This is a genomic window from Neobacillus sp. K501 (genome assembly GCF_053749995.1).
In genome coordinates this window covers 1-18228 of sequence record NZ_JBSLYA010000002.1, presented here as the reverse complement: position 1 = coordinate 18228, position 18228 = coordinate 1, and the positions used below count along the sequence as shown (strand labels likewise).

At 36.3% G+C, this 18228-nt stretch carries 24 protein-coding genes; 19 read left to right on the top strand and 5 right to left on the bottom strand.

Annotated features, from left to right (window positions below):
* The first annotated feature begins 18 nt into the window (after positions 1 to 18).
* The 6 genes from ACWM35_RS04480 (at position 19) to ACWM35_RS04455 (ending at position 4517) form a co-directional block, all read left to right on the top strand.
* Complete coding sequence (locus ACWM35_RS04480; RefSeq protein ID WP_454817080.1) at positions 19 to 1089, top strand: toxic anion resistance protein; 1071 nt, start codon at positions 19 to 21, stop codon at positions 1087 to 1089.
* 22 nt (positions 1090 to 1111) lie between these two features.
* Positions 1112 to 1723: a TerD family protein gene (locus ACWM35_RS04475; protein WP_454815885.1), complete on the top strand. Its 612-nt coding sequence runs from the start codon at positions 1112 to 1114 to the stop codon at positions 1721 to 1723.
* A gap of 58 nt (positions 1724 to 1781) precedes the next feature.
* Positions 1782 to 2360: a TerD family protein gene (locus tag ACWM35_RS04470; protein WP_454815883.1), complete on the top strand. Its 579-nt coding sequence runs from the start codon at positions 1782 to 1784 to the stop codon at positions 2358 to 2360.
* Positions 2361 to 2493: 133 nt separating this feature from the next.
* Positions 2494 to 3198 carry an anthrax toxin lethal factor-related metalloendopeptidase gene (locus ACWM35_RS04465; RefSeq protein WP_454815881.1) on the top strand — a complete coding sequence of 235 codons (705 nt, stop codon included), beginning with the start codon at positions 2494 to 2496 and terminating at the stop codon, positions 3196 to 3198.
* 39 nt (positions 3199 to 3237) lie between these two features.
* The gene (locus ACWM35_RS04460; RefSeq protein ID WP_454815879.1) at positions 3238 to 4032 is read left to right on the top strand and encodes a thymidylate synthase; all 795 of its coding nucleotides are present in this window, start codon (positions 3238 to 3240) and stop codon (positions 4030 to 4032) included.
* Complete coding sequence (locus ACWM35_RS04455) at positions 4029 to 4517, top strand: dihydrofolate reductase (RefSeq protein WP_454815877.1); 489 nt, start codon at positions 4029 to 4031, stop codon at positions 4515 to 4517. The genes ACWM35_RS04460 and ACWM35_RS04455 overlap by 4 nt, the downstream gene beginning before the upstream one ends.
* Positions 4518 to 4554: 37 nt before the next feature.
* Here ACWM35_RS04455 and ACWM35_RS04450 read toward each other — a convergent pair whose 3' ends face one another.
* Positions 4555 to 4794, bottom strand: coding sequence for a hypothetical protein (locus ACWM35_RS04450; protein ID WP_454817078.1), 240 nt, complete (start codon positions 4792 to 4794; stop codon positions 4555 to 4557).
* Between the two features lie 310 nt (positions 4795 to 5104).
* Between ACWM35_RS04450 and ACWM35_RS04445 the strand changes: the two genes are divergently transcribed.
* The 8 genes from ACWM35_RS04445 (at position 5105) to ACWM35_RS04410 (ending at position 10795) form a co-directional block, all read left to right on the top strand.
* Complete coding sequence (locus ACWM35_RS04445; protein WP_454815875.1) at positions 5105 to 5299, top strand: twin-arginine translocase TatA/TatE family subunit; 195 nt, start codon at positions 5105 to 5107, stop codon at positions 5297 to 5299.
* 126 nt (positions 5300 to 5425) lie between these two features.
* Positions 5426 to 6163 (top strand): twin-arginine translocase subunit TatC, encoded by a 738-nt coding sequence (tatC, locus tag ACWM35_RS04440; RefSeq protein WP_454815874.1) that lies wholly within the window; start codon positions 5426 to 5428, stop codon positions 6161 to 6163.
* Positions 6164 to 6634: 471 nt separating this feature from the next.
* Positions 6635 to 7231 (top strand): TasA family protein, encoded by a 597-nt coding sequence (locus tag ACWM35_RS04435; protein WP_454815872.1) that lies wholly within the window; start codon positions 6635 to 6637, stop codon positions 7229 to 7231.
* Positions 7232 to 7380: 149 nt separating this feature from the next.
* Positions 7381 to 8160 (top strand): amyloid fiber anchoring/assembly protein TapA, encoded by a 780-nt coding sequence (tapA, locus tag ACWM35_RS04430; RefSeq protein ID WP_454815870.1) that lies wholly within the window; start codon positions 7381 to 7383, stop codon positions 8158 to 8160.
* The gene (gene sipW, locus ACWM35_RS04425; protein ID WP_454815868.1) at positions 8141 to 8719 is read left to right on the top strand and encodes a signal peptidase I SipW; all 579 of its coding nucleotides are present in this window, start codon (positions 8141 to 8143) and stop codon (positions 8717 to 8719) included. The genes tapA and sipW overlap by 20 nt, the downstream gene beginning before the upstream one ends.
* 54 nt (positions 8720 to 8773) lie before the next feature.
* Positions 8774 to 9382, top strand: coding sequence for a TasA family protein (locus ACWM35_RS04420; RefSeq protein WP_454815866.1), 609 nt, complete (start codon positions 8774 to 8776; stop codon positions 9380 to 9382).
* A gap of 143 nt (positions 9383 to 9525) precedes the next feature.
* Positions 9526 to 9777 carry a DUF2535 family protein gene (locus ACWM35_RS04415; RefSeq protein WP_454815864.1) on the top strand — a complete coding sequence of 84 codons (252 nt, stop codon included), beginning with the start codon at positions 9526 to 9528 and terminating at the stop codon, positions 9775 to 9777.
* 175 nt (positions 9778 to 9952) lie between these two features.
* Positions 9953 to 10795, top strand: a complete 843-nt coding sequence (locus tag ACWM35_RS04410) for a DegV family protein (protein ID WP_454815862.1) — start codon at positions 9953 to 9955, stop codon at positions 10793 to 10795.
* A 28-nt stretch (positions 10796 to 10823) separates the two neighbouring features.
* On the opposite strand, the gene ACWM35_RS04405 is transcribed toward ACWM35_RS04410, so the two are convergent.
* Positions 10824 to 11714: an MBL fold metallo-hydrolase gene (locus ACWM35_RS04405; protein ID WP_454815860.1), complete on the bottom strand. Its 891-nt coding sequence runs from the start codon at positions 11712 to 11714 to the stop codon at positions 10824 to 10826.
* Between the two features lie 210 nt (positions 11715 to 11924).
* Here ACWM35_RS04405 and ACWM35_RS04400 point away from each other — a divergent pair, with 210 nt between their 5' ends.
* The 4 genes from ACWM35_RS04400 (at position 11925) to rsgA (ending at position 15427) form a co-directional block, all read left to right on the top strand.
* Positions 11925 to 12503: an SCO family protein gene (locus tag ACWM35_RS04400; protein WP_454815858.1), complete on the top strand. Its 579-nt coding sequence runs from the start codon at positions 11925 to 11927 to the stop codon at positions 12501 to 12503.
* A 108-nt stretch (positions 12504 to 12611) separates the two neighbouring features.
* Positions 12612 to 13436 carry an SGNH/GDSL hydrolase family protein gene (locus ACWM35_RS04395; protein WP_454815856.1) on the top strand — a complete coding sequence of 275 codons (825 nt, stop codon included), beginning with the start codon at positions 12612 to 12614 and terminating at the stop codon, positions 13434 to 13436.
* Positions 13437 to 13442: 6 nt separating this feature from the next.
* Complete coding sequence (locus ACWM35_RS04390) at positions 13443 to 14018, top strand: YpmS family protein (RefSeq protein WP_454815854.1); 576 nt, start codon at positions 13443 to 13445, stop codon at positions 14016 to 14018.
* 338 nt (positions 14019 to 14356) lie between these two features.
* Positions 14357 to 15427: a ribosome small subunit-dependent GTPase A gene (gene rsgA / locus ACWM35_RS04385; protein WP_454815852.1), complete on the top strand. Its 1071-nt coding sequence runs from the start codon at positions 14357 to 14359 to the stop codon at positions 15425 to 15427.
* 91 nt (positions 15428 to 15518) lie between these two features.
* Here the strand turns inward: rsgA and ACWM35_RS04380 are convergent, their stop codons facing one another.
* Together ACWM35_RS04380 and ACWM35_RS04375 are read right to left on the bottom strand one after the other, a co-directional pair.
* Positions 15519 to 16985 carry an NAD(P)/FAD-dependent oxidoreductase gene (locus ACWM35_RS04380; RefSeq protein ID WP_454815850.1) on the bottom strand — a complete coding sequence of 489 codons (1467 nt, stop codon included), beginning with the start codon at positions 16983 to 16985 and terminating at the stop codon, positions 15519 to 15521.
* Positions 16986 to 17164: 179 nt separating this feature from the next.
* Positions 17165 to 17266, bottom strand: a complete 102-nt coding sequence (locus ACWM35_RS04375; protein WP_454817076.1) for a YjcZ family sporulation protein — start codon at positions 17264 to 17266, stop codon at positions 17165 to 17167.
* A 184-nt stretch (positions 17267 to 17450) separates the two neighbouring features.
* On the opposite strand from ACWM35_RS04375, the gene ACWM35_RS04370 reads away from it, so the two are divergent.
* Positions 17451 to 18044: a DUF502 domain-containing protein gene (locus tag ACWM35_RS04370; protein ID WP_454815848.1), complete on the top strand. Its 594-nt coding sequence runs from the start codon at positions 17451 to 17453 to the stop codon at positions 18042 to 18044.
* A 52-nt stretch (positions 18045 to 18096) separates the two neighbouring features.
* On the opposite strand, the gene ACWM35_RS04365 is transcribed toward ACWM35_RS04370, so the two are convergent.
* Positions 18097 to 18228: IS3 family transposase (locus tag ACWM35_RS04365; RefSeq protein WP_454817074.1), on the bottom strand; the 132-nt coding region annotated here is incomplete at its 5' end.

Here is an 18228-nt window from a genome sequence, read left to right as displayed (position 1 = left end):
AATCAAACTTCCGGCTTAATGGCAGCAACTGCTGATGATACACTGACAGAAGCAAAGATATCGGACATTAAGCTTTCGCTTAGAAAAGAAACTGAGGTTCAAAATTTGGCTCGATCGATTGATGAACGGGATCAGATTCGAATATTAGAATTTGGTAAAGAGCCAGCTGTGCAAATATCCCGTTTTTCTGATCAAATTTTAGGAAATATGCGGACAACAAAGGTAGAAGATTCCGGGGAACTTCTTAAGCAACTCGGTCGGATTATGGATAAGTTTGATGCAAAAGATTTTCAAAAGACTTCCGGAGGATTTTTTGGCAAGCTCTTTAAAAAGGGCGAAAAAATGATTGAAAAGGTCTTCGGCAAATATCAAACAATGGGTTCCGAAATTGATAAAGTCTATGTGGAAATTTCTAAGTATCAAAAGGAAATGGTTGATTCTACCAATATGCTCGAGCAAATGTATGAGCAAAACTATCAATACTATTTGACATTGGAAAAATATGTTGTTGCTGGTGAACTTAAAGTGGAAGACCTAAAAAACAATCAGCTGCCACAACTGGAAGCACGGGCTGCTGCTGGTGACCAGCTTGCATCGATGCAATTGGATTCTCTAAGAAATGCGATAGAGCTTTTAGAGCAGCGTATTTACGATCTTGAAATGGCAAAAATGGTCTCATTACAGACGGCACCACAAATACGTTTGCTGCAAAGAGGTAATACGAAGCTGATTGGAAAAATTAATTCAGCATTTGTAACAACCATTCCGATATTTAAAAATGGTTTGATTCAGGCGGTTGCGGCAAAAAGGCAGAAGCTTGTTGCAGATTCGATGAGTGAGCTAGACCGCAGGACAAATGAAATGCTACTAAAAAATGCACAAAACATTTCCCAGCAAAGCACGGATATTGCCAGACTCGCTGGAGCTCCAAGTATTAAAATCGAGACCATCGAAGAGTCCTGGAACATTATAATTAAAGGAATGCAGGAAACGAAGGCAATTGAAGAAGAAAACAAGCGCCTGAGGGTAGAAGGAACAAAACGTTTAGAGCAGCTAGCAGATAATTTTAAAAAGGTAAAACAACAATAATATTTTATATGAGGTGAATGAAATGGCTATTAGCTTACAAAAAGGACAAAGAGTGGATCTAACAAAAGGAAATCCTGGATTATCTAAAATCATGGTAGGTTTGGGCTGGGACCCAGTTCAGGGCGGTGGGGGCGGAGGCTTCCTAGGATCATTATTTGGTGGCGGAGGCGGTGCAAATGTTGACTGTGATGCCTCTGTTATAATGCTTGGTTCCAATGATAAGATTCAAAGCAATCAAGATGTTATTTATTTTGGTAATTTAAAAAGCCGCGACGGCAGCGTACAGCATTCGGGTGACAATCTAACTGGTGCTGGTGACGGTGACGATGAACAAGTAATGGTAGATCTAAGCCGTGTTCCTGCTAATATCCAAAAGCTTGTGTTTGTCGTTAACATTTATGATTGTGTAAAAAGAAAGCAACACTTCGGGATGATCCGCAATGCCTTTATTCGTGTGGTGAATCCATCCAATCATCAAGAACTGATTCGCTATAATTTATCTGATGATTACAGCGGAAAAACATCTTTAGTTGTTGGTGAAATCTATCGTCATAACACTGAATGGAAATTCGCAGCGGTTGGAACAGGCACAAATGCTGCCAGCTTAAGTGAAGTTGTACGTACTTATAGCTAAGTTACTTTTAATCTTTGTTATGTAAACTGAAATTTGTTCTAAAGAGGTGAAAAAATCGATGGGCATCAATTTATCTAAGGGACAACGAATTGATCTTACAAAAACAAATCCTGGATTAACGAAGGCAATTATTGGTCTTGGCTGGGATACGAACCGTTATCATGGCGGACATGATTTTGACCTGGATGCTTCAGCATTTTTAACAGATGCTAACAGTCAGGTGACGCATGATTTGGATTTTATTTTCTACAATAACTTAGTCCACTCCTCTGGCGGGGTCGAGCATACTGGAGATAACCGAACAGGCGAAGGTGATGGGGATGACGAGCAAATTCGGATAGATTTTAGTAAGATCCCTTCTAACATTCATCGAATTGCGATTTCAGTCACGATTCACGATGCCGATTCTCGGAATCAAAACTTCGGTCAGGTTTCCAATGCGTTCTGTCGCTTGTTTGATGAGGAAACCAATCGTGAAATTCTCCGCTTCGATCTTGGTGAAGACTTTTCCGTGGAAACGGCCGTGGTCATTTGTGAACTGTACCGTCATAACGGGGAATGGAAATTCAGTGCTGTAGGAAGTGGTTTCTCAGGCGGGCTAGCGGCGTTGTGCCGGAACTTTGGATTGGAAGTATAGGGTTTATTGTGAAGCTGCCATTGTGCAGCTTCTTCTTTGTTTATAAGACTGTTTTCCATTTAATAACTAATTTGTATCGGCCTCTACCATGTTATAATTCTAGTAATATACTAAAAATTTAGGGGATTATAGCATGCGAAAATGGATTGCTTCTTTTACAATTGTTGGCATGTTTTTGTCGATGATTACCACTTCTCAAGCCTCTTTTGACAGTATCAAGCTAGCAGACTTCCCGAAAAATTCTCAGCTTTACAAACAAATAGGTACTGAGGCCACAATGCTACAATTGCAACATCTGATTATTTTACCGAAGGCTCTTTTTGACCAAAATGAAGCGGCAGCGATGATTAATCGAATTGGCAGTTTACCAGAAACGCTATTAAATAAAATGAATACACAAGGGATTGTCGTTAAGCTCTTCACAGGGAAATTAACCGATAACCAAACGGCAAGCTATCTCTCAGGGCAAATTCCTAGAGGATATCAATCCCAAACCACTTGGGATGATGTACCTGGGATCGGAGGCTCTCAAGTTGTACTCGTGAAAATTGGACACAGTGAAAAAGGGCAAGGGCATGGCTCTGTGAATTTAGAATTACACGAACTGGCACATTCCATTGATCGATTAGTATATCAGAATGTTAGCCAAAACATGGATTTTAAACTTGTTTGGGAACAGGAGAGAGGGGTTTTGTTTCCTGGTAACAGTTATTTCATCCTCCATCCTGAAGAATATTTTGCAGAAACCTTTGCAATGTTTCATCTAAATAACGAGACTAAAGACCTATTAAGAAAAAATGCTCCGAAAACCTTTGAATTTTTATCCCAACTTAACTAAACTTAATAAAGATAAATGTTAGACAAGGGAGTGGCGGTGTTGAAGCAATATTTAGATTTATGTAAGCATGTATTAGAAAATGGCAATGTTAAAGGTGACCGTACCGGGACAGGAACAATCAGCACTTTCGGCTATCAAATGCGTTTTAATTTAGAGGATGGCTTTCCACTTCTGACAACAAAAAAACTTCACTTAAAGTCGATTGTTTATGAACTACTATGGTTTTTAAATGGGGACACAAATGTTAAATACCTCCAGGAAAATGGGGTCCGAATTTGGAATGAATGGGCGGATGAAAACGGGGAATTAGGTCCAGTATATGGCCATCAGTGGCGCTCATGGACAGGTGCGGATGGTAAAACCGTTGATCAGATAAGTGAACTAATCACGGAAATTAAAACTAACCCAAATTCCAGACGGCTTATCATCAATGCCTGGAATGTTGCAGAAATTGATCAAATGGCATTAGCACCGTGTCATTGTATGTTCCAGTTTTATGTTTCTGATGGTAAACTTTCTTGCCAGCTATATCAGCGCTCAGCAGATGTTTTCCTTGGGGTACCGTTCAATATAGCCTCCTATGCACTGCTGACGATGATGATTGCTCAAGTATGTGATTTAAAACCCGGTGAATTTGTTCATACTTTTGGCGATGTTCATATTTATCAAAATCATCTTGACCAAGTAAACCTTCAAATGGAACGTGAGCCTCGTTCACTGCCGAAAATGAAAATTAATCCGAACGTTAAGGACATTTTTTCATTTGCTTTTGATGATTTTACTTTAGAAGAATATGACCCTCATCCCCATATTAAAGGAGTGGTCAGTGTATGATCTCATTTATTTTAGCAATGGATGAAAATCGGGTAATTGGTAAAGACAATCAATTACCATGGCATTTGCCCGAGGATTTAAAATTCTTTAAACGAGTCACTATGGGACATCCGATTACAATGGGCAGAAAAACACATGACTCGATAGGGCGAATATTGCCTGGAAGGGAAAATATCATTATAACCCGTCAGGCGAACTTTCAATCTGAGGGCTGTACCATATTTAATTCCGTAAAAGATTTTATTAATTATTGCCGTATTCAGGACGATGAAATTTTTGTCATCGGTGGTGCAGAAATCTTTAAGGAACTCTTCCCATATGCTGACCGCCTTTACATAACGTTGATTCATGAAAAGTTTGAAGGTGACACTTTCTTTCCGGAATTTGTTGAAAGCGAGTGGGTGCTAAATTCCTGCGAAACAGGCATTAAAAACGAGAAGAACCCGTTTGATTACGAATTTAGAATTTATCAACGAAAAAATTAATGAAAAAGAAGCATCGGCCGAGATGCTTCTTTTTTCATTAATAATATGTTCCGTTTAATTCATACTCGGTTAATTTATCAAGCATGCCCCTAAATTCATCTGGATGGCAGAAATCCTCCTCGTGAAAATGAGTTTTCACCCATTGGATTAATTCGTTGGGGCTATTAAAATATTCGCCGCTTCGATCACTCTTACGAATCATGTACCTTCCATTTTCTTCATCGATGGTGACCTCTACCGGCAAAGCTCCATCAAAACTAGAGAGTGAAAATTCCATCTTCATCACATCCATTTCCTAAAAATTATTTTTAATAGTATATGTCCCTGTTGAAAAAATTATATATGAAAAAAAGATTAATTGTCAAAATATTTCTACAATTTATCTGGATAATTTACATTGACTTAAGAAAATGTTCTTGGTAAATTGTAAAGAGTAAATGGTACAATAATTACATGCAAAAAATCACAAATGAATTATTTTGCGTAAATGTGAAGAAAATATGAATAATAACACAAATTTTACGCAAATCACTTATTCAATACTATAATCATAGTAGAAAGTAATTATTTCGAAGGGGATGCAAAATATGTTTTCAAACATTGGAATACCAGGATTAATCTTAATCTTAACATTAGCCCTTATTATCTTTGGACCAAAGAAGCTTCCAGAAATCGGTCGTGCATTCGGACAGACATTAAAAGAATTTAAGAAATCTACTCGTGAATTGACTGACGATGTGATGAGTGACATAGAGGAAGACAAGAAAAAATTGACTAAATAAGGGTGTAAGATTTTCGGTCTTGCACCTTTTTCTTCATTTGTTTAAAGACTATAAATACGTTAGAAACCTGTGTTTAGTTCTAGATAATCCATGGGTAAATCTAATTTTTTTTGGCAGGGGAATTACATGGAAGATAAAGAATTACAATTAGTTGATCATTTAGATGAATTACGGAAACGTATTATCATATCTGCATTAGCATTTGTTGCTTTTTTTATTTTAGGATTTATTTATGTTGTTGATATATATAATTGGCTCGTTCGTGATCTTGATGTTAAGTTGATTGTTCTAGGTCCAAGTGATATTATCTGGGTTTATTTTATGATCGCAACGGTAATAGCCGTCGCTGGAACGATTCCCGTGCTGGCTATGCAAATTTGGTTGTTTGTAAAACCAGCATTGAAACCGATGGAGAGAAAAATTACTCTCTCATATATTCCAGCATTATTCATTTTATTCATTATCGGTTTAGCTTTTGGCTATTTGATTATATTCCCAATGGTGCTGGAATTCTTGGTCAAAATGGGAGCGGATATGTTTGTCACAAACTTTACAGCAGATCGTTATTTCCGGTTTATAATGAATATGACAATTCCTTTTGGTGTTCTGTTTGAGCTTCCAGCCGTTGTTATGTTCTTAACATCTCTTGGAATTATTAACCCGTTTGTATTAGCAAAAGTTCGTAAATATGCTTATTTTGTTTTAATCATCATTGCGATAATCATTACACCACCTGATTTTATGTCAGACTTTGTTGTCACTGTTCCATTACTTTTACTATACGAGATTAGTATTAATTTATCGAAATTCGTTTATAAAAAACGAATGAAAAAGCTACAAGAAGAAGAGCTAATAGAAGCATAAAACATAACCAGACCTTTAGGGATTTTGATCCCCTAAAGGTCTTTTTTTTTACCCTTTAAATCGTCATTCTGCAAAATATCCTCGAGCGCAAAACCTTTCAAGAGTGAATTTCGACAATATTGTGAAATAATGAAATTAGATGGACTAGCTTTCTACTTCAACAATGATGATAACCACCAAAAATTCGCGAAAAAACGCTTATTTTCGCGAATTACCCTTATATTCACTATATTAGTATTTCTAATTTGCATATTTATCACTACAAAAAACGAACTATCCCTTGAAAATAGAGAAAAATTAAGAAAAAGTAAAATAATATCAATAAAACGACCAATAATGTTCTTTATTAAGAAGATTTGGCGATATTTGAAGTTTTTGATGTTCGCTATTTTGGAATATACTCTAGTTGTAAGTTCGTTACAAAGAACGAAACTTATATTAAAATAATAGGAAGTAAGGGAGGAAGAAGCAATGAGTATCAAAAAGAAATTAGGTTTAGGAGTAGCTACAGCTGCACTAGGTTTGTCACTCATCGGTGGGGGTACATACGCATACTTTAACGATACGGAAGTAAATAATAGTAGTTTTGCGGCCGGAACTTTAGATATTAATGTTAAGGGTAATGATGCTGCAAATGCGATTATTGATGTTGGCACTATTAAACCTGGAGATAAAATGATTAGAACATTTAAGCTTAATAATACTGGATCTCTAGATGTTTCAAAAGTGCTATTAACATCAAGTTATACTGTCTTAGGGGCAGAAAATAACAATGGTGATGATCTTGGTAAACACATCAAAGTCAAATTCCTAAAAAATATTGACAAAGTAACTACTGTAATTGCCGAAGCAACTCTTGATAAACTTACACAATATGATGCTGTAAATAATTCGAACTGGCTAGATATTCTAGGTGAATCTGATGGATTAAGGTCAGGTAACACAGACAATTTAATCGTTGAGTTTGAATTTGTAGATAATGGTAAAGATCAAAACCACTTCCAAGGCGATTCTTTAAAACTTAATTGGACGTTCAATGCTAAGCAAACATCTGGAACTTTAAAATAATTACTTGTATTAAGAAGGGTGGGTAATTCCCACCTTTCTTATAAATACTTTTAATACTCTTCTCCTAATATAAATAATTTATATTAGGAGAAGAGTATTAAATCAAGTGCTTTGATAAAAACTTTTGAATTTAGAGAGTGGTGGGAGGCATGATTAAAATTAGATACCCTAGATTAACAAAATTCAGAAGGAAAAATCAAAAATTAAAACTCATTATACAAATAGTAGCAATCTGGTACATTGCTTTTATCTCAATAGGTTATTTGACTTCTAGTACGGGTGCATATTTTATTGCTAAAGATGAAAAATCAATAAGTATCCAAGCGGGAATCTGGGATGAGAGTAAATTGTCTTTCACTAAAAAGGGAAATGATAACCAAAATGAATTTATTTGTCCGGTAAATGAGTTTGAAATATCAACAGTAATTAAAAATGGTGGTACAACAGAAATGACTAGTGACGGTTTGTATGAAGTTTATTTTATTGAAAATGGGCAACGAAATGAAAACGGTACAAAGGTAGCAGAGGGTAAGATAGCTAAATTACAAGTAGGGCAAGAAATTATTCTGACACAAAAAGTTACAAGTGAAGGCTTTTATATATTTAAAACATTTGAAGATACTGGTCAAAATAAAGAAAAAGTAATTTGGAGTGAAAAAATAAAGGTAAAATGCAAAACTTCTAATTCACCTGAAAAAGCTGGGGGCGAGCTAGTTAATCCAGTTACTCCAACAAATAATGATCAATCTAAAGTAGAAGAAACAAAAACAGAACAAACCGTTAAAGAAGAGTCTAAAACTAAACCAGGAGAGGGAACTGAGAGTTCAGATCCAAATAGTAACAAACAAAATAATACCGTGAGTGAAAACAATAATGGCTTAACGGTCACAGAGGAGGAACAGAAAGAGAATGAAAGCCAAAACAATTAAGAAAGTGGCTAGTAATATTATTACAATAATACTAGCTGCCCTACTTATATTTATGCTATTTATTGTAATTTCGTCAAAAGCAGCAGGTGGAGAACCACAAGTATTTGGCTATCAACTTAAAACAGTCCTTTCAGGATCAATGGAGCCAGGTATTAAAACCGGGTCGATTATCGCAGTTAAATTAGCCGGAGAAACCGATAAGTTAAAAAAAGGTGATGTTATAACGTTTAAAATGGATGAACAAAACTTAGCGACCCATAGAATAATAGAAGTTGTTAAATCAGGCGATCAGGTCATGTATCGAACAAAGGGAGATAACAACAAGACAGCAGATTTAGATCCAGTTCTTTCACAAAATGTAGTAGCTGAGTACAAAGGTTTTACTATTCCATATTTGGGTTACTTTATGAATTTTGCTCAATCAAAGAATGGGAATTTATTGTTATTAGTGCTACCTGGATTAATGCTACTTGCCTACTCGGCACTCACTATTTGGAGAACGATGTCCCAGGTAGAGCTAAAAGTTAAGGGAAGTAATGAAAAGACAGTAAATCGATAATTAGCTGATTGAAAAATCTTCAACCAATTCTTACAAGAGGAGGATAAGTATGTTATGAATCGATTGAGGTTAATTATAAGTTCATTAATCACTCTTCTTCTTCTTTTAATAATTGGCAATACAGTTAATGCAGAAGTTCAAGAGATTGACATAGTCACCACTCCTGAAAAGATCATATTTGATGTAACAAATATGAAGCCAGGGGATTGGGCAATTAGAGATATAAAGATAAAAAACAGTGGAAAACAAGACTTTGATTATGTATTTTCAACTAAAAAAAAGTCTGGTTCAACTCAATTGTATAATGAGCTATTTTTGACTGTTACTCATGGGAATACTGAACTATATAAAGGAAAGCTTGGTGGGTTTTCAAAGCTTGAAAAAAGAGCACTAAAAAGAGGTGCTGAAGAGATACTTACTTTTAGAGTCGACTTTCCTAAACATTTAGGGAATGAATATCAAGGAATGGCTTCAGAAGTACAATTTAAGTTTTATGTAAAAGGGACATTAGGAGGAGTGTTACCTGTAGACGGACCTAAATTGCCAAACAGGGGATCAAATATGTTTAATATTCTAGTAGTTGGTACAGTACTAGTCTTATGTGGTACTATTTTACAATTTATTCTTTCATGGCGACGAAATATTGAAAAATATAGTAAATGAGTCTTGATAAGGAATATTATCAAGGCTTAAATTTTTTCCAAAAAATGTTCATAAATATTTAATGAACCGAGCAGAATTAGACAGATTTCGAGTGATTTAAGGTGTATAATATAGTCAAACGGGTGAAAAAGAGGATTGATATTTTGTTATTCAAAAGCCTAGAGTTCAAAAATGTTGTTGGACAGAAGGTTAAAGTCATGGATATTCCTGTATTGGAGGAAGATAGTTCTTATCATTTTATGATCCAAGTCCGTTTACAGTCGTTTATTAATTCCGTTTATCGGGACGGAACATCGAAAAAATGTTACTCATTTAAAGAATATTTGAAAAAGATTTTGAAATGGCCTGATTATGAACAATTATTTAAAGTAGAAGAATTAAAGAATAACGCTTAATTATTTTCGAACACTGGTGGGGCAACCAGTGTTCTTTTATTTTTTTATTCAAGCGGTTCTCGTTACGATTTTTTGACTCTTTTACATTATTTTTTTTGTGAAAAAAGGGTAATTTATATCATTAAGAGCATCTTCCATGTATAATACAAAGGAGTAAACCCTAGGATGTGAGTTAATGAGCAAAATTAAGATCGTTACCGATTCAACAATGGACATGTCTGTAGAAATGGCGGAGAAACTAGGAATCGTCATTGTGCCATTGTCGGTATCAATAAATGGAGAAACCTATTTAGACAGATTTGAAATTAACCCTGCTGAATATATAGAAGTGATGAAAAATTCAGAGGAGCTTCCGAAAAGCTCTCAGCCGTCTACAGGTGCTTTTCTTGAAGTATATGACCAGCTTGGAGAAGAAGGCTACGAAGTAATTTCGATACATATGACAGGGAAAATGAGCGGAACAGTAAGGTCTGCTGAAAGCGCTGCACAAATGACAAAAACGAAAGTAAGCGTTATTGATTCCAAATTCATTTCCATAGCACTTCAGTTTCAGGTAAAAGAAGCTGCTCTAATGGCAAATCAGGGTAGAAGTATGGAAGAAATTGTCGAGCGCCTTGATAAGATTCGTGAACATACTAAGCTCTATATAATGGTTGACACGCTAGAGAACATGGTGAAGGGCGGCCGTATTGGTAAGGGCAAGGCGTTTATTGGATCCTTACTTAATATTAAGCCAATTGCTTCCCTTGAAGGAGCAGAATATAATCCAGTTGCCAAGGTTCGCAGCCATTCACAAGTGGTTAAATATCTTACAAAGCAATTTTCCGAAGATGTAAAAGGGAAAACAATTCGAGGTGCTGGCATTGTACACGCGGAGGCACACGAACTTTCTACAAAAATAAAAGATGCAATCTATGAATTGACCGGTTACAATGACATTTCCATTGATTATACTGGTCCGACAATTAGTACCCATACTGGTCCAGGTGCACTTGCTTTAATGTATTATTTTGAATAAAGAATCGGGATGGTGTATGAACACCATCCTAATTTATTTTCACACTTTCGATTGTAGATCCATCAACCGTATAGCCAAGTCGGTGAAGATGCTTACGGATGCCGGTTCGTTCCCATGTTTTGAGCATAAGCTGGTTTAGCATATTTTGGGGATAGAAGATTCCGATATTCGTAAGTTCCTCGAAGTTCATACCTTGCCTTACATACTGTTCAATCGTTACGTCACGTTCTTCAATGATAGAAAGATATGTTCCCATTGCCTCAACAAAGGCCTCTCTTGAAAATACACCTTTTTGGTGTCCAGTGATAAAGGTATCTGCATCTAGCTCCAGCAGTCGCTGGGACGATTGGATAAACTGATCAATATCCCCATCCGTGCCAAAATACCAAGGTCCAAAAGAGGACATATCAAAATCCCCAGCAAAGACAATGCCCAATTCAGGAAAGTAAGGACAGGAATAACCCTTTGTATGACCAGGCATATGGAGAAAGACTGTCTTGACGCTACCGAAATGATATTCATGATTGTATTGATAAGCCCCTGTTATCTCACCAAGGCTTTGAACCCATTTTGCGGGCATGTGTTTTTGCAAGGCTTCAACACCTTTTGATCCCCACTCCTCGTAAACTCCATTTCCTTCAGCTATCCCTTGGATGGATTGCACGGTTTTGAACTCAAGAGGATTAATCCACTTTTCTGCATTGGTAAATAAATAGTTATGAAGAGTATGATCAGGATGGTAATGTGTATTTACAATTAGTTCAACCCCATATTGGTCTTCTACAGCTAATAATGCTTGTGGATCGGCTCCTGTATCAATTAAAACTCTATCATTCCCTTCAATATATAAGCTTCGTGAAAAGGGAACTTTACTTTTATTTGGACCTTCTATAATGATAATTGGACCAATTCTTCTCATGTATGACACCTCTATCTTTTTTCGAAATTTTCAGCTTTTATGAATGAATACTCATTCATCATATCACATCTTTTTATTTCATTAAACAATTCATTAAAAAACAGCCCGAGTGATACATTCTTCCTATGCTATCAAAAATGCCATTTGCTTTCCTATTTTACGAATCTTTGTTAAACTATTCACGAATAGAAAAAGTTGTAGGTGATCTTTATGAAGGTTCGGTTAACATTTGTATTATTGATTATTTTTACCCTGCTGTTATCTGCATGCGGACAAAAGGGGATCAAAGATGCACTGGATTATCCAGTTAATGATTTTACAGCTACCACAGAGGAGAATAAAGCATTCGAAAAAAAAGATTTGGATGGGAAGATTTGGTTAGCGGATTTCATCTTTACTAATTGTGCAGATGTTTGTCCTCCGATGACAGCAAATATGGCCAAGCTGCAAAAGATGATAGAGGATGAAAAGTTAGAAAATGTTGAGTTTGTTTCCTTTAGTGTGGATCCAACGGTGGATACTCCAGACAAACTCACAACATATGCAGAGAAGTTTGGTTTAAATTCCGCTAATTGGACTTTTTTAACTGGCTATACTCAAGAGTACATTGAAAATTATGCTAAGGAAACATTTAAGACATTAGTAAAAAAACCAGTAGAGGGGAATCAAGTCATCCATCAGACATATTTTTATTTAGTTGGTCCGGATGGTAAGATTAAGAAAGCTTATGATGGATATACTGACGTTCCCTATGAAGATATAGTAGCGGATATTAAGACATTACAATAGACCTTTTCATGGGTCTATTTTTTTGGAAATGAATTGGAGAAAGTACGAGCATGTTTTGAATTTTTTAAGTCGTGTTATAATAACATAAGTTAGAGGGTGGTGAATGAAATGAAAAAGTTTTTCCCCCTTCTTATTCTTTCGGTGTTTTTCTTAAGTTCTTGTAATCAAATGGATTCAATGGAATTTCATCAGGGTAAACAGGCTGCTGCCGTTATGTATGAAGAGGTTCCAGCTGATTTTGTGCCACGGAGACTAACTGTCATTTCAGCAGGAGATTCTTTGACAGAAGGTGTGGGAGATAGTACGAAAAATGGCGGATATCTGCCTTACTTAAGAGAATTGCTTGAGGAAGATAAGGGGATAAAGGAAGTTGATTTCTATAATTTCGGTGTTAAGGGAAATCGAACGACGCAACTGTTGAAAAGACTTCAATCCGATGAAATGAAAGAAGTGCTTCCTAACGCTGATTTATTGATTATGACAATTGGCGGAAATGATATCATGAAGATTGTAAAAGATAATATTTCTAACCTTCAGCTTTCAATTTTTGACAAGGAAAGAGAAGAATATATTAATAATCTATATCAAATCATGAATAGCATCATTCGGATTAATCCAGATGTATCGATTGTTTTAGTTGGAGTGTATAATCCCTTTTCGCAATGGTTTTCAGATGTTAAAGAGCTTAATCAAATAGTTTCCGATTGGAATGTTGCCAGTCAAAGGGTGGTAGCAAATTATTCCAATGCTTACTTTGTTGCGATTGAGGACTTATTTGTAAATCCAACAGAAGATCTATTGTTTACAGATAATTTTCATCCCAATGATCGAGGCTATGAATTGATAGCTGAAAGATTAAACGAAACATTGGAACAACGAACATTACCTGATCTCGTTCAGAAGGCGTATATGGTCAGTAAAGAGGAGAATTAGTTTTCTATGAATAATAAATGGAAAAGAGGATTCTTTCTTTTATTAGGTTTTGACCTGTTCATTGTAATCATTCTTTTATTCTTAATATTAAGTCCTGCAGAGAATGAAAAAATGAATTGGAAGGAATCGAATAATAATGATGTTTCCTTTCAAGTTCAATCGAATAAAAGTGATCTAAATTTGTTGATTAATCAATATTTGCAGAAGGAAGCCGCTGATTCACCTATTGGTTATCAGGTCCATTTGCGTGATGAGGTTGAATTATATGGAACATTACCATTCTTTAGTCAAGAAATTGATATGAAACTGACCTTTGAGCCAGAAGCGTTAAATAATGGAGATTTGGTCTTGAAGCAAAAGTCGATTTCAATTGGTAGCCTTTCATTACCCGTTTCTTACGTGCTTAAGTTTATTAGTGAAAATTATAAGCTACCAAAAGGGGTAATCATTCAGCCAAACGAAAAACAAATCTATGTTCATTTGGGACAATTAAAACTCAAAAGTGATGTAAAAATTAAAGCAAATAAATTTGATTTAAAAAATGATGATATCTCTTTTACTTTATTAGTTCCTATAGAATAAGGTGCCCCGAACTTGAGGCACCTTATTAGTGCTCCTCTTTATGAAAACTAACATGATTATTTGCTAGTTCAACGGTTGGCAAGTTTTTACTGCCCTTTATTTGGATTTAATGTTTACATTTGGGTTTATACCGCATATAATAAAATTAATATTTCAGAAAGCGGGTGAAGTGCAATGGTCAATATGTCTATGTTAATTGTCGCTCAGTTTCATATTGTTTGCACAGCCCGGGAATTCTCTATTTAAGGGGATTCTTTCGAGATTTTCCATGATGTAAATCAAACCATGGGCTGTGTATTGCCTATGGTTTTTTATTTTACATTTTGGAGGAATATAAATTGAATTTATTAACAATTGGATTAACTGAAAAGATAAAAAATGATTTTCTAGCTTTACGATCAAGTGAAGATATGATAATTGGCCGAGTAGCCTTAGAACATAAGCATATGTATCGGGTATGGACGGAACATGGTGATTTACTCTGTGAAGTGTCTGGAAAGTTCAGTTTTGATGCTCAGTGCAGGGAGGATTTTCCTGCGGTTGGTGATTGGGTAATTCTAAAAGCTAGAGTGGAAGAAGGAAAGGGTACGATCTATACTGTTTTGCCACGATTTAGCAAGTTTTCAAGAAAAGCTGCAGGGCGGACATCAGAGGAACAAATTGTTGCAGCAAACGTGGATACGGTATTTCTTGTAAACTCATTAAATGAGGATCTAAATTTGAGAAGAATGGAACGCTACCTATTACTAACATGGGAAAGTGGTGCGAACCCAGTTATCGTGCTGAGTAAGGCAGATCTTTGTGAGAATATCGATGAGAAGCTCGCAGACGTAGAAGCAATCGCTTTTGGCAGTGTTCCTGTTATCCCAGTTAGTTCTGAAACGATGAATGGATTAGAGCAGTTGACTCCTTATTTACAGCCCGGAAAAACGATAGCTCTCCTTGGTTCTTCCGGGGTTGGAAAATCAACTTTAACTAACCGACTATTAGGCAGTGATAAGCAGTTTGTCCAAGAGATTCGTTTAGAGGATGGTAAAGGACGCCATACGACCACACATCGGGAGCTTATTCAACTGCCTAATGGCAGTGTTTTAATCGATACCCCAGGAATGAGGGAATTACAACTTTGGGAAAGTTCAGACGGTTTAACCGAAACTTTTTCAGATATTGACGAATTAGCTGGGAATTGCAGGTTTAGGGACTGCAGACATAATGATGAACCGGGCTGTGCTGTTTTAAGTGCCATAGAGGAAGGGACACTGGCTTCCGAGCGCCTTACCAGCTATAACAAATTGCAAAGAGAGTTGTCCTATATCGAGCGGAAAGTAGACAAACGCGCACAGAGTGAAGAGAAAAAGCAGTGGAAGAATATAAATAAACAATTCAAACAAAGAAAGAAGATTTTTTAAGAAAAACCGAACCATGACTGGTTCGGTTTTTCAATTACCGGAGTTTGGGAAAAAGAAAGTCCCTTTAAAAAAACCGCTAAAAATAGCGGGTTTAGGCCATAACAGTTTCTAATTTACGTTTTGTTGACGTTTTTTGAATGATATCTCTGGCAATCCATACGCCGCAAGCGCTTGCTTGAGCAAGTCCGCGGGTAATACCTGCACCGTCTCCACCAACATATAAACCGCTGATTTCTGACTCGAAACGGTCATTTAATTTTGGTCTTGCAGAATAAAACTTTGCCTCCACACCATAGAATAGTGTATGTTCAGATGCCAAACCAGGTGTAATCTGATTTAGAGCTTCTGTCATCTCAATCAGGCTCTTTAATGTATTATATGGAAGTACTAGACCAAGGTCACCAGGTACAGCTTCCTTTAATGTCGGCTCAATAAAACCTTCTTTAATCCTTTTTGCTGTCGATCTTCTGCCCTTAAGAATATCTCCATACTTTTGTACGATGATTCCTCCATTTGATAAGGCATTCGCTAAACGAGATACTTCATGTGCAAATTCATTCGGCTTATCAAATGGTTCTGCAAATGTATGGGAAACAAGTAACGCAAAGTTTGTGTTGGGACTTCCCAGTTTTGGATCTTTATAGGCATGGCCATTTGCAAGCATAATGCCCGAGTGGTTCTCAACCACAACGTGACCGGACGGATTGCTGCAGAAGGTACGCACCCTAGTACCAACTGATGTATTGAATACAAATTTCCCTTCATATAAATGTTCATTAATTTCCTGCATCACAATGTCAGATGTCTCAACACGGACTCCGATATCTACTTGGTTGTTCAACATTTTTAAACGACGTTTTTTCATGACGTCAGTCAGCCATTTTGAACCATCTCTACCTGGTGTAATTACAACTTTATCAGCATATAGATTTTCGCCATTTTTTAATTGTATGCCTTTTATTTCATGTCCAACTGGTGTTTTCTCTGTGATTAAATCTTCTACCTCTGTTTTGAAAAGCATTTCGATCTTGTCCTTTAAGTATTCATAAATACTTTTCAAAATTTCTAGGTTTTGCTCTGTTCCTAAATGGCGTACTTGTGCACGCAATAATTTTAAGCCAGCAGCATAGCCTCGGCGCTCAATATCTCTAACGGCATCAGTCATAGGATCCGTAATATTTTCTGTTGCACCATGCTTTAAATTTATTTCATCAACATATTTAATTAATTCAACTACCTGGGAATCTGGTAAATAATCAGTCATCCAGCCGCCAAATTCACTTGTGATATTAAATTTTCCATCCGAGTAAGCTCCTGCACCGCCAAAACCATTGGTAATCGAACATGCAGGTAAACACCCTGCAAATTCTTTTCTCCCAGCAGCCGGAGGACATTTCTCAATTTTCTTTTGTAAAATTGGACAATTTCGCAGGTAAATATCATGTCCCTTGTCAACTAACAGCACCCTTGCGTTCGGCATTTTTAGTGTAAGTTCATAGCAGGTGAAAATTCCTGCAGGGCCAGCACCCACTACAATCACATCATATCTATTTTCCATTGTCCAAAACCTCCAAGACGAATTTACTTAACCATTGGTAAATATATCAGACATCCATCAAGTAGTCAATAAAAAATCCGAACTATATTTAAGTAACCGAAATAATCGTTCGTGTTTATGGTATTTTTCAGAAGATAACAAAAAACAAACTCGGGAACGTCATCCCGAGTTTGTTTCTCTTAACACCAGCTTGCACCAATAATGATTAATAGAATGAACAACACCACAATTAATACGAAAGTGTTAAATCCGTGGCCGTAACCACAGGATTGTACTGGCATCGCATAACCGCCGCATCCGCAATCATGCCCCATATGTCCCATATGCCCCATATGACCATACATACCTCAATCACTCCTCTGAGTTTTAATCTATTTACATTGTTACTTTATGAAGTAGGTACTTGACCTGTTTGTGTATCCGCCTATATTATGAGAATCAATGATAAAAATGGAAGGTGTTTAAATGAAAACAATATTTAGAAGCTTTATTAACGGTATTTTAACAATTGTCCCAATTATTCTCGTAATTTATGTCATTTATAAAACATTTTTGTTTCTTGATGGCTTGCTTGGAAATACACTGAGGCCATATTTTAAGGATGACTACATTCCCGGCATTGGCTTACTTACTACGATTATTTTAATTACTTTATTAGGCGGGCTATCTACAAAATTGATAACTGGAAAAATTATCAAAATAATAGATGTCCTGCTTGAAAGGATTCCAGTCGTCAAAACGATTTATTCGGTAATAAAGGACACCGTTCAATCTTTTTTGGGTGAAAAAAAATCCTTCTCAAAGGTGGCGCTTGTAGTCATTCCAGGAACAGAAATGAGAAGCATGGGGTTTATTACTTCGGAGCAATTGGAGGATTTCTACAGTCCACTAAAGGGTCATGTGGCTGTTTATGTACCACAAACATTTCAAGTTGCCGGATTTACGTTTTTAATACCGAAGCAGCAAGTAGAAATTATTGATGTCAAGCCAGAGGACGCAATGAAATTTATCCTATCTGGAGGAATGACCTCCACTACAAAAGAAAAAAGCCGCAATTAGGGTCAGTTGAAGTGCCCCCCGTCAAGTAGACAGCGGAAATAAATAAAACACACTAAGCGGCATTAGCCCTGTATTCTAAGGGACTAAGGCCGTTTAGTCTTTTTTGTAATCGTTCATGATTATAAAATTGTATGTACTCCTCAATGTCTTGCTTTAACTCTTCAAAGGTAATGTATTTGTTTAG

What these genes read in the sequence shown, in the direction of transcription:
- ACWM35_RS04470 (WP_454815883.1), top strand. Translation starts at nt 1,782, where the DNA reads ATGGGCATCAATTTATCTAAGGGACAACGAATTGATCTTACAAAAACA.
- ACWM35_RS04465 (WP_454815881.1), top strand. Translation starts at nt 2,494, where the DNA reads ATGCGAAAATGGATTGCTTCTTTTACAATTGTTGGCATGTTTTTGTCG.
- ACWM35_RS04480 (WP_454817080.1), top strand. Translation starts at nt 19, where the DNA reads ATGGCAGCAACTGCTGATGATACACTGACAGAAGCAAAGATATCGGAC.
- ACWM35_RS04445 (WP_454815875.1), top strand. Translation starts at nt 5,105, where the DNA reads ATGTTTTCAAACATTGGAATACCAGGATTAATCTTAATCTTAACATTA.
- ACWM35_RS04405 (WP_454815860.1), bottom strand. Translation starts at nt 11,714, where the DNA reads ATGAGAAGAATTGGTCCAATTATCATTATAGAAGGTCCAAATAAAAGT.
- ACWM35_RS04395 (WP_454815856.1), top strand. Translation starts at nt 12,612, where the DNA reads ATGAAAAAGTTTTTCCCCCTTCTTATTCTTTCGGTGTTTTTCTTAAGT.
- ACWM35_RS04400 (WP_454815858.1), top strand. Translation starts at nt 11,925, where the DNA reads ATGAAGGTTCGGTTAACATTTGTATTATTGATTATTTTTACCCTGCTG.
- ACWM35_RS04455 (WP_454815877.1), top strand. Translation starts at nt 4,029, where the DNA reads ATGATCTCATTTATTTTAGCAATGGATGAAAATCGGGTAATTGGTAAA.
- ACWM35_RS04410 (WP_454815862.1), top strand. Translation starts at nt 9,953, where the DNA reads ATGAGCAAAATTAAGATCGTTACCGATTCAACAATGGACATGTCTGTA.
- ACWM35_RS04475 (WP_454815885.1), top strand. Translation starts at nt 1,112, where the DNA reads ATGGCTATTAGCTTACAAAAAGGACAAAGAGTGGATCTAACAAAAGGA.
- sipW (WP_454815868.1), top strand. Translation starts at nt 8,141, where the DNA reads ATGAAAGCCAAAACAATTAAGAAAGTGGCTAGTAATATTATTACAATA.
- ACWM35_RS04450 (WP_454817078.1), bottom strand. Translation starts at nt 4,794, where the DNA reads ATGGAATTTTCACTCTCTAGTTTTGATGGAGCTTTGCCGGTAGAGGTC.
- ACWM35_RS04375 (WP_454817076.1), bottom strand. Translation starts at nt 17,266, where the DNA reads ATGCCAGTACAATCCTGTGGTTACGGCCACGGATTTAACACTTTCGTA.
- ACWM35_RS04435 (WP_454815872.1), top strand. Translation starts at nt 6,635, where the DNA reads ATGAGTATCAAAAAGAAATTAGGTTTAGGAGTAGCTACAGCTGCACTA.
- ACWM35_RS04380 (WP_454815850.1), bottom strand. Translation starts at nt 16,985, where the DNA reads ATGGAAAATAGATATGATGTGATTGTAGTGGGTGCTGGCCCTGCAGGA.
- ACWM35_RS04370 (WP_454815848.1), top strand. Translation starts at nt 17,451, where the DNA reads ATGAAAACAATATTTAGAAGCTTTATTAACGGTATTTTAACAATTGTC.
- ACWM35_RS04420 (WP_454815866.1), top strand. Translation starts at nt 8,774, where the DNA reads ATGAATCGATTGAGGTTAATTATAAGTTCATTAATCACTCTTCTTCTT.
- tatC (WP_454815874.1), top strand. Translation starts at nt 5,426, where the DNA reads ATGGAAGATAAAGAATTACAATTAGTTGATCATTTAGATGAATTACGG.
- tapA (WP_454815870.1), top strand. Translation starts at nt 7,381, where the DNA reads ATGATTAAAATTAGATACCCTAGATTAACAAAATTCAGAAGGAAAAAT.
- ACWM35_RS04390 (WP_454815854.1), top strand. Translation starts at nt 13,443, where the DNA reads ATGAATAATAAATGGAAAAGAGGATTCTTTCTTTTATTAGGTTTTGAC.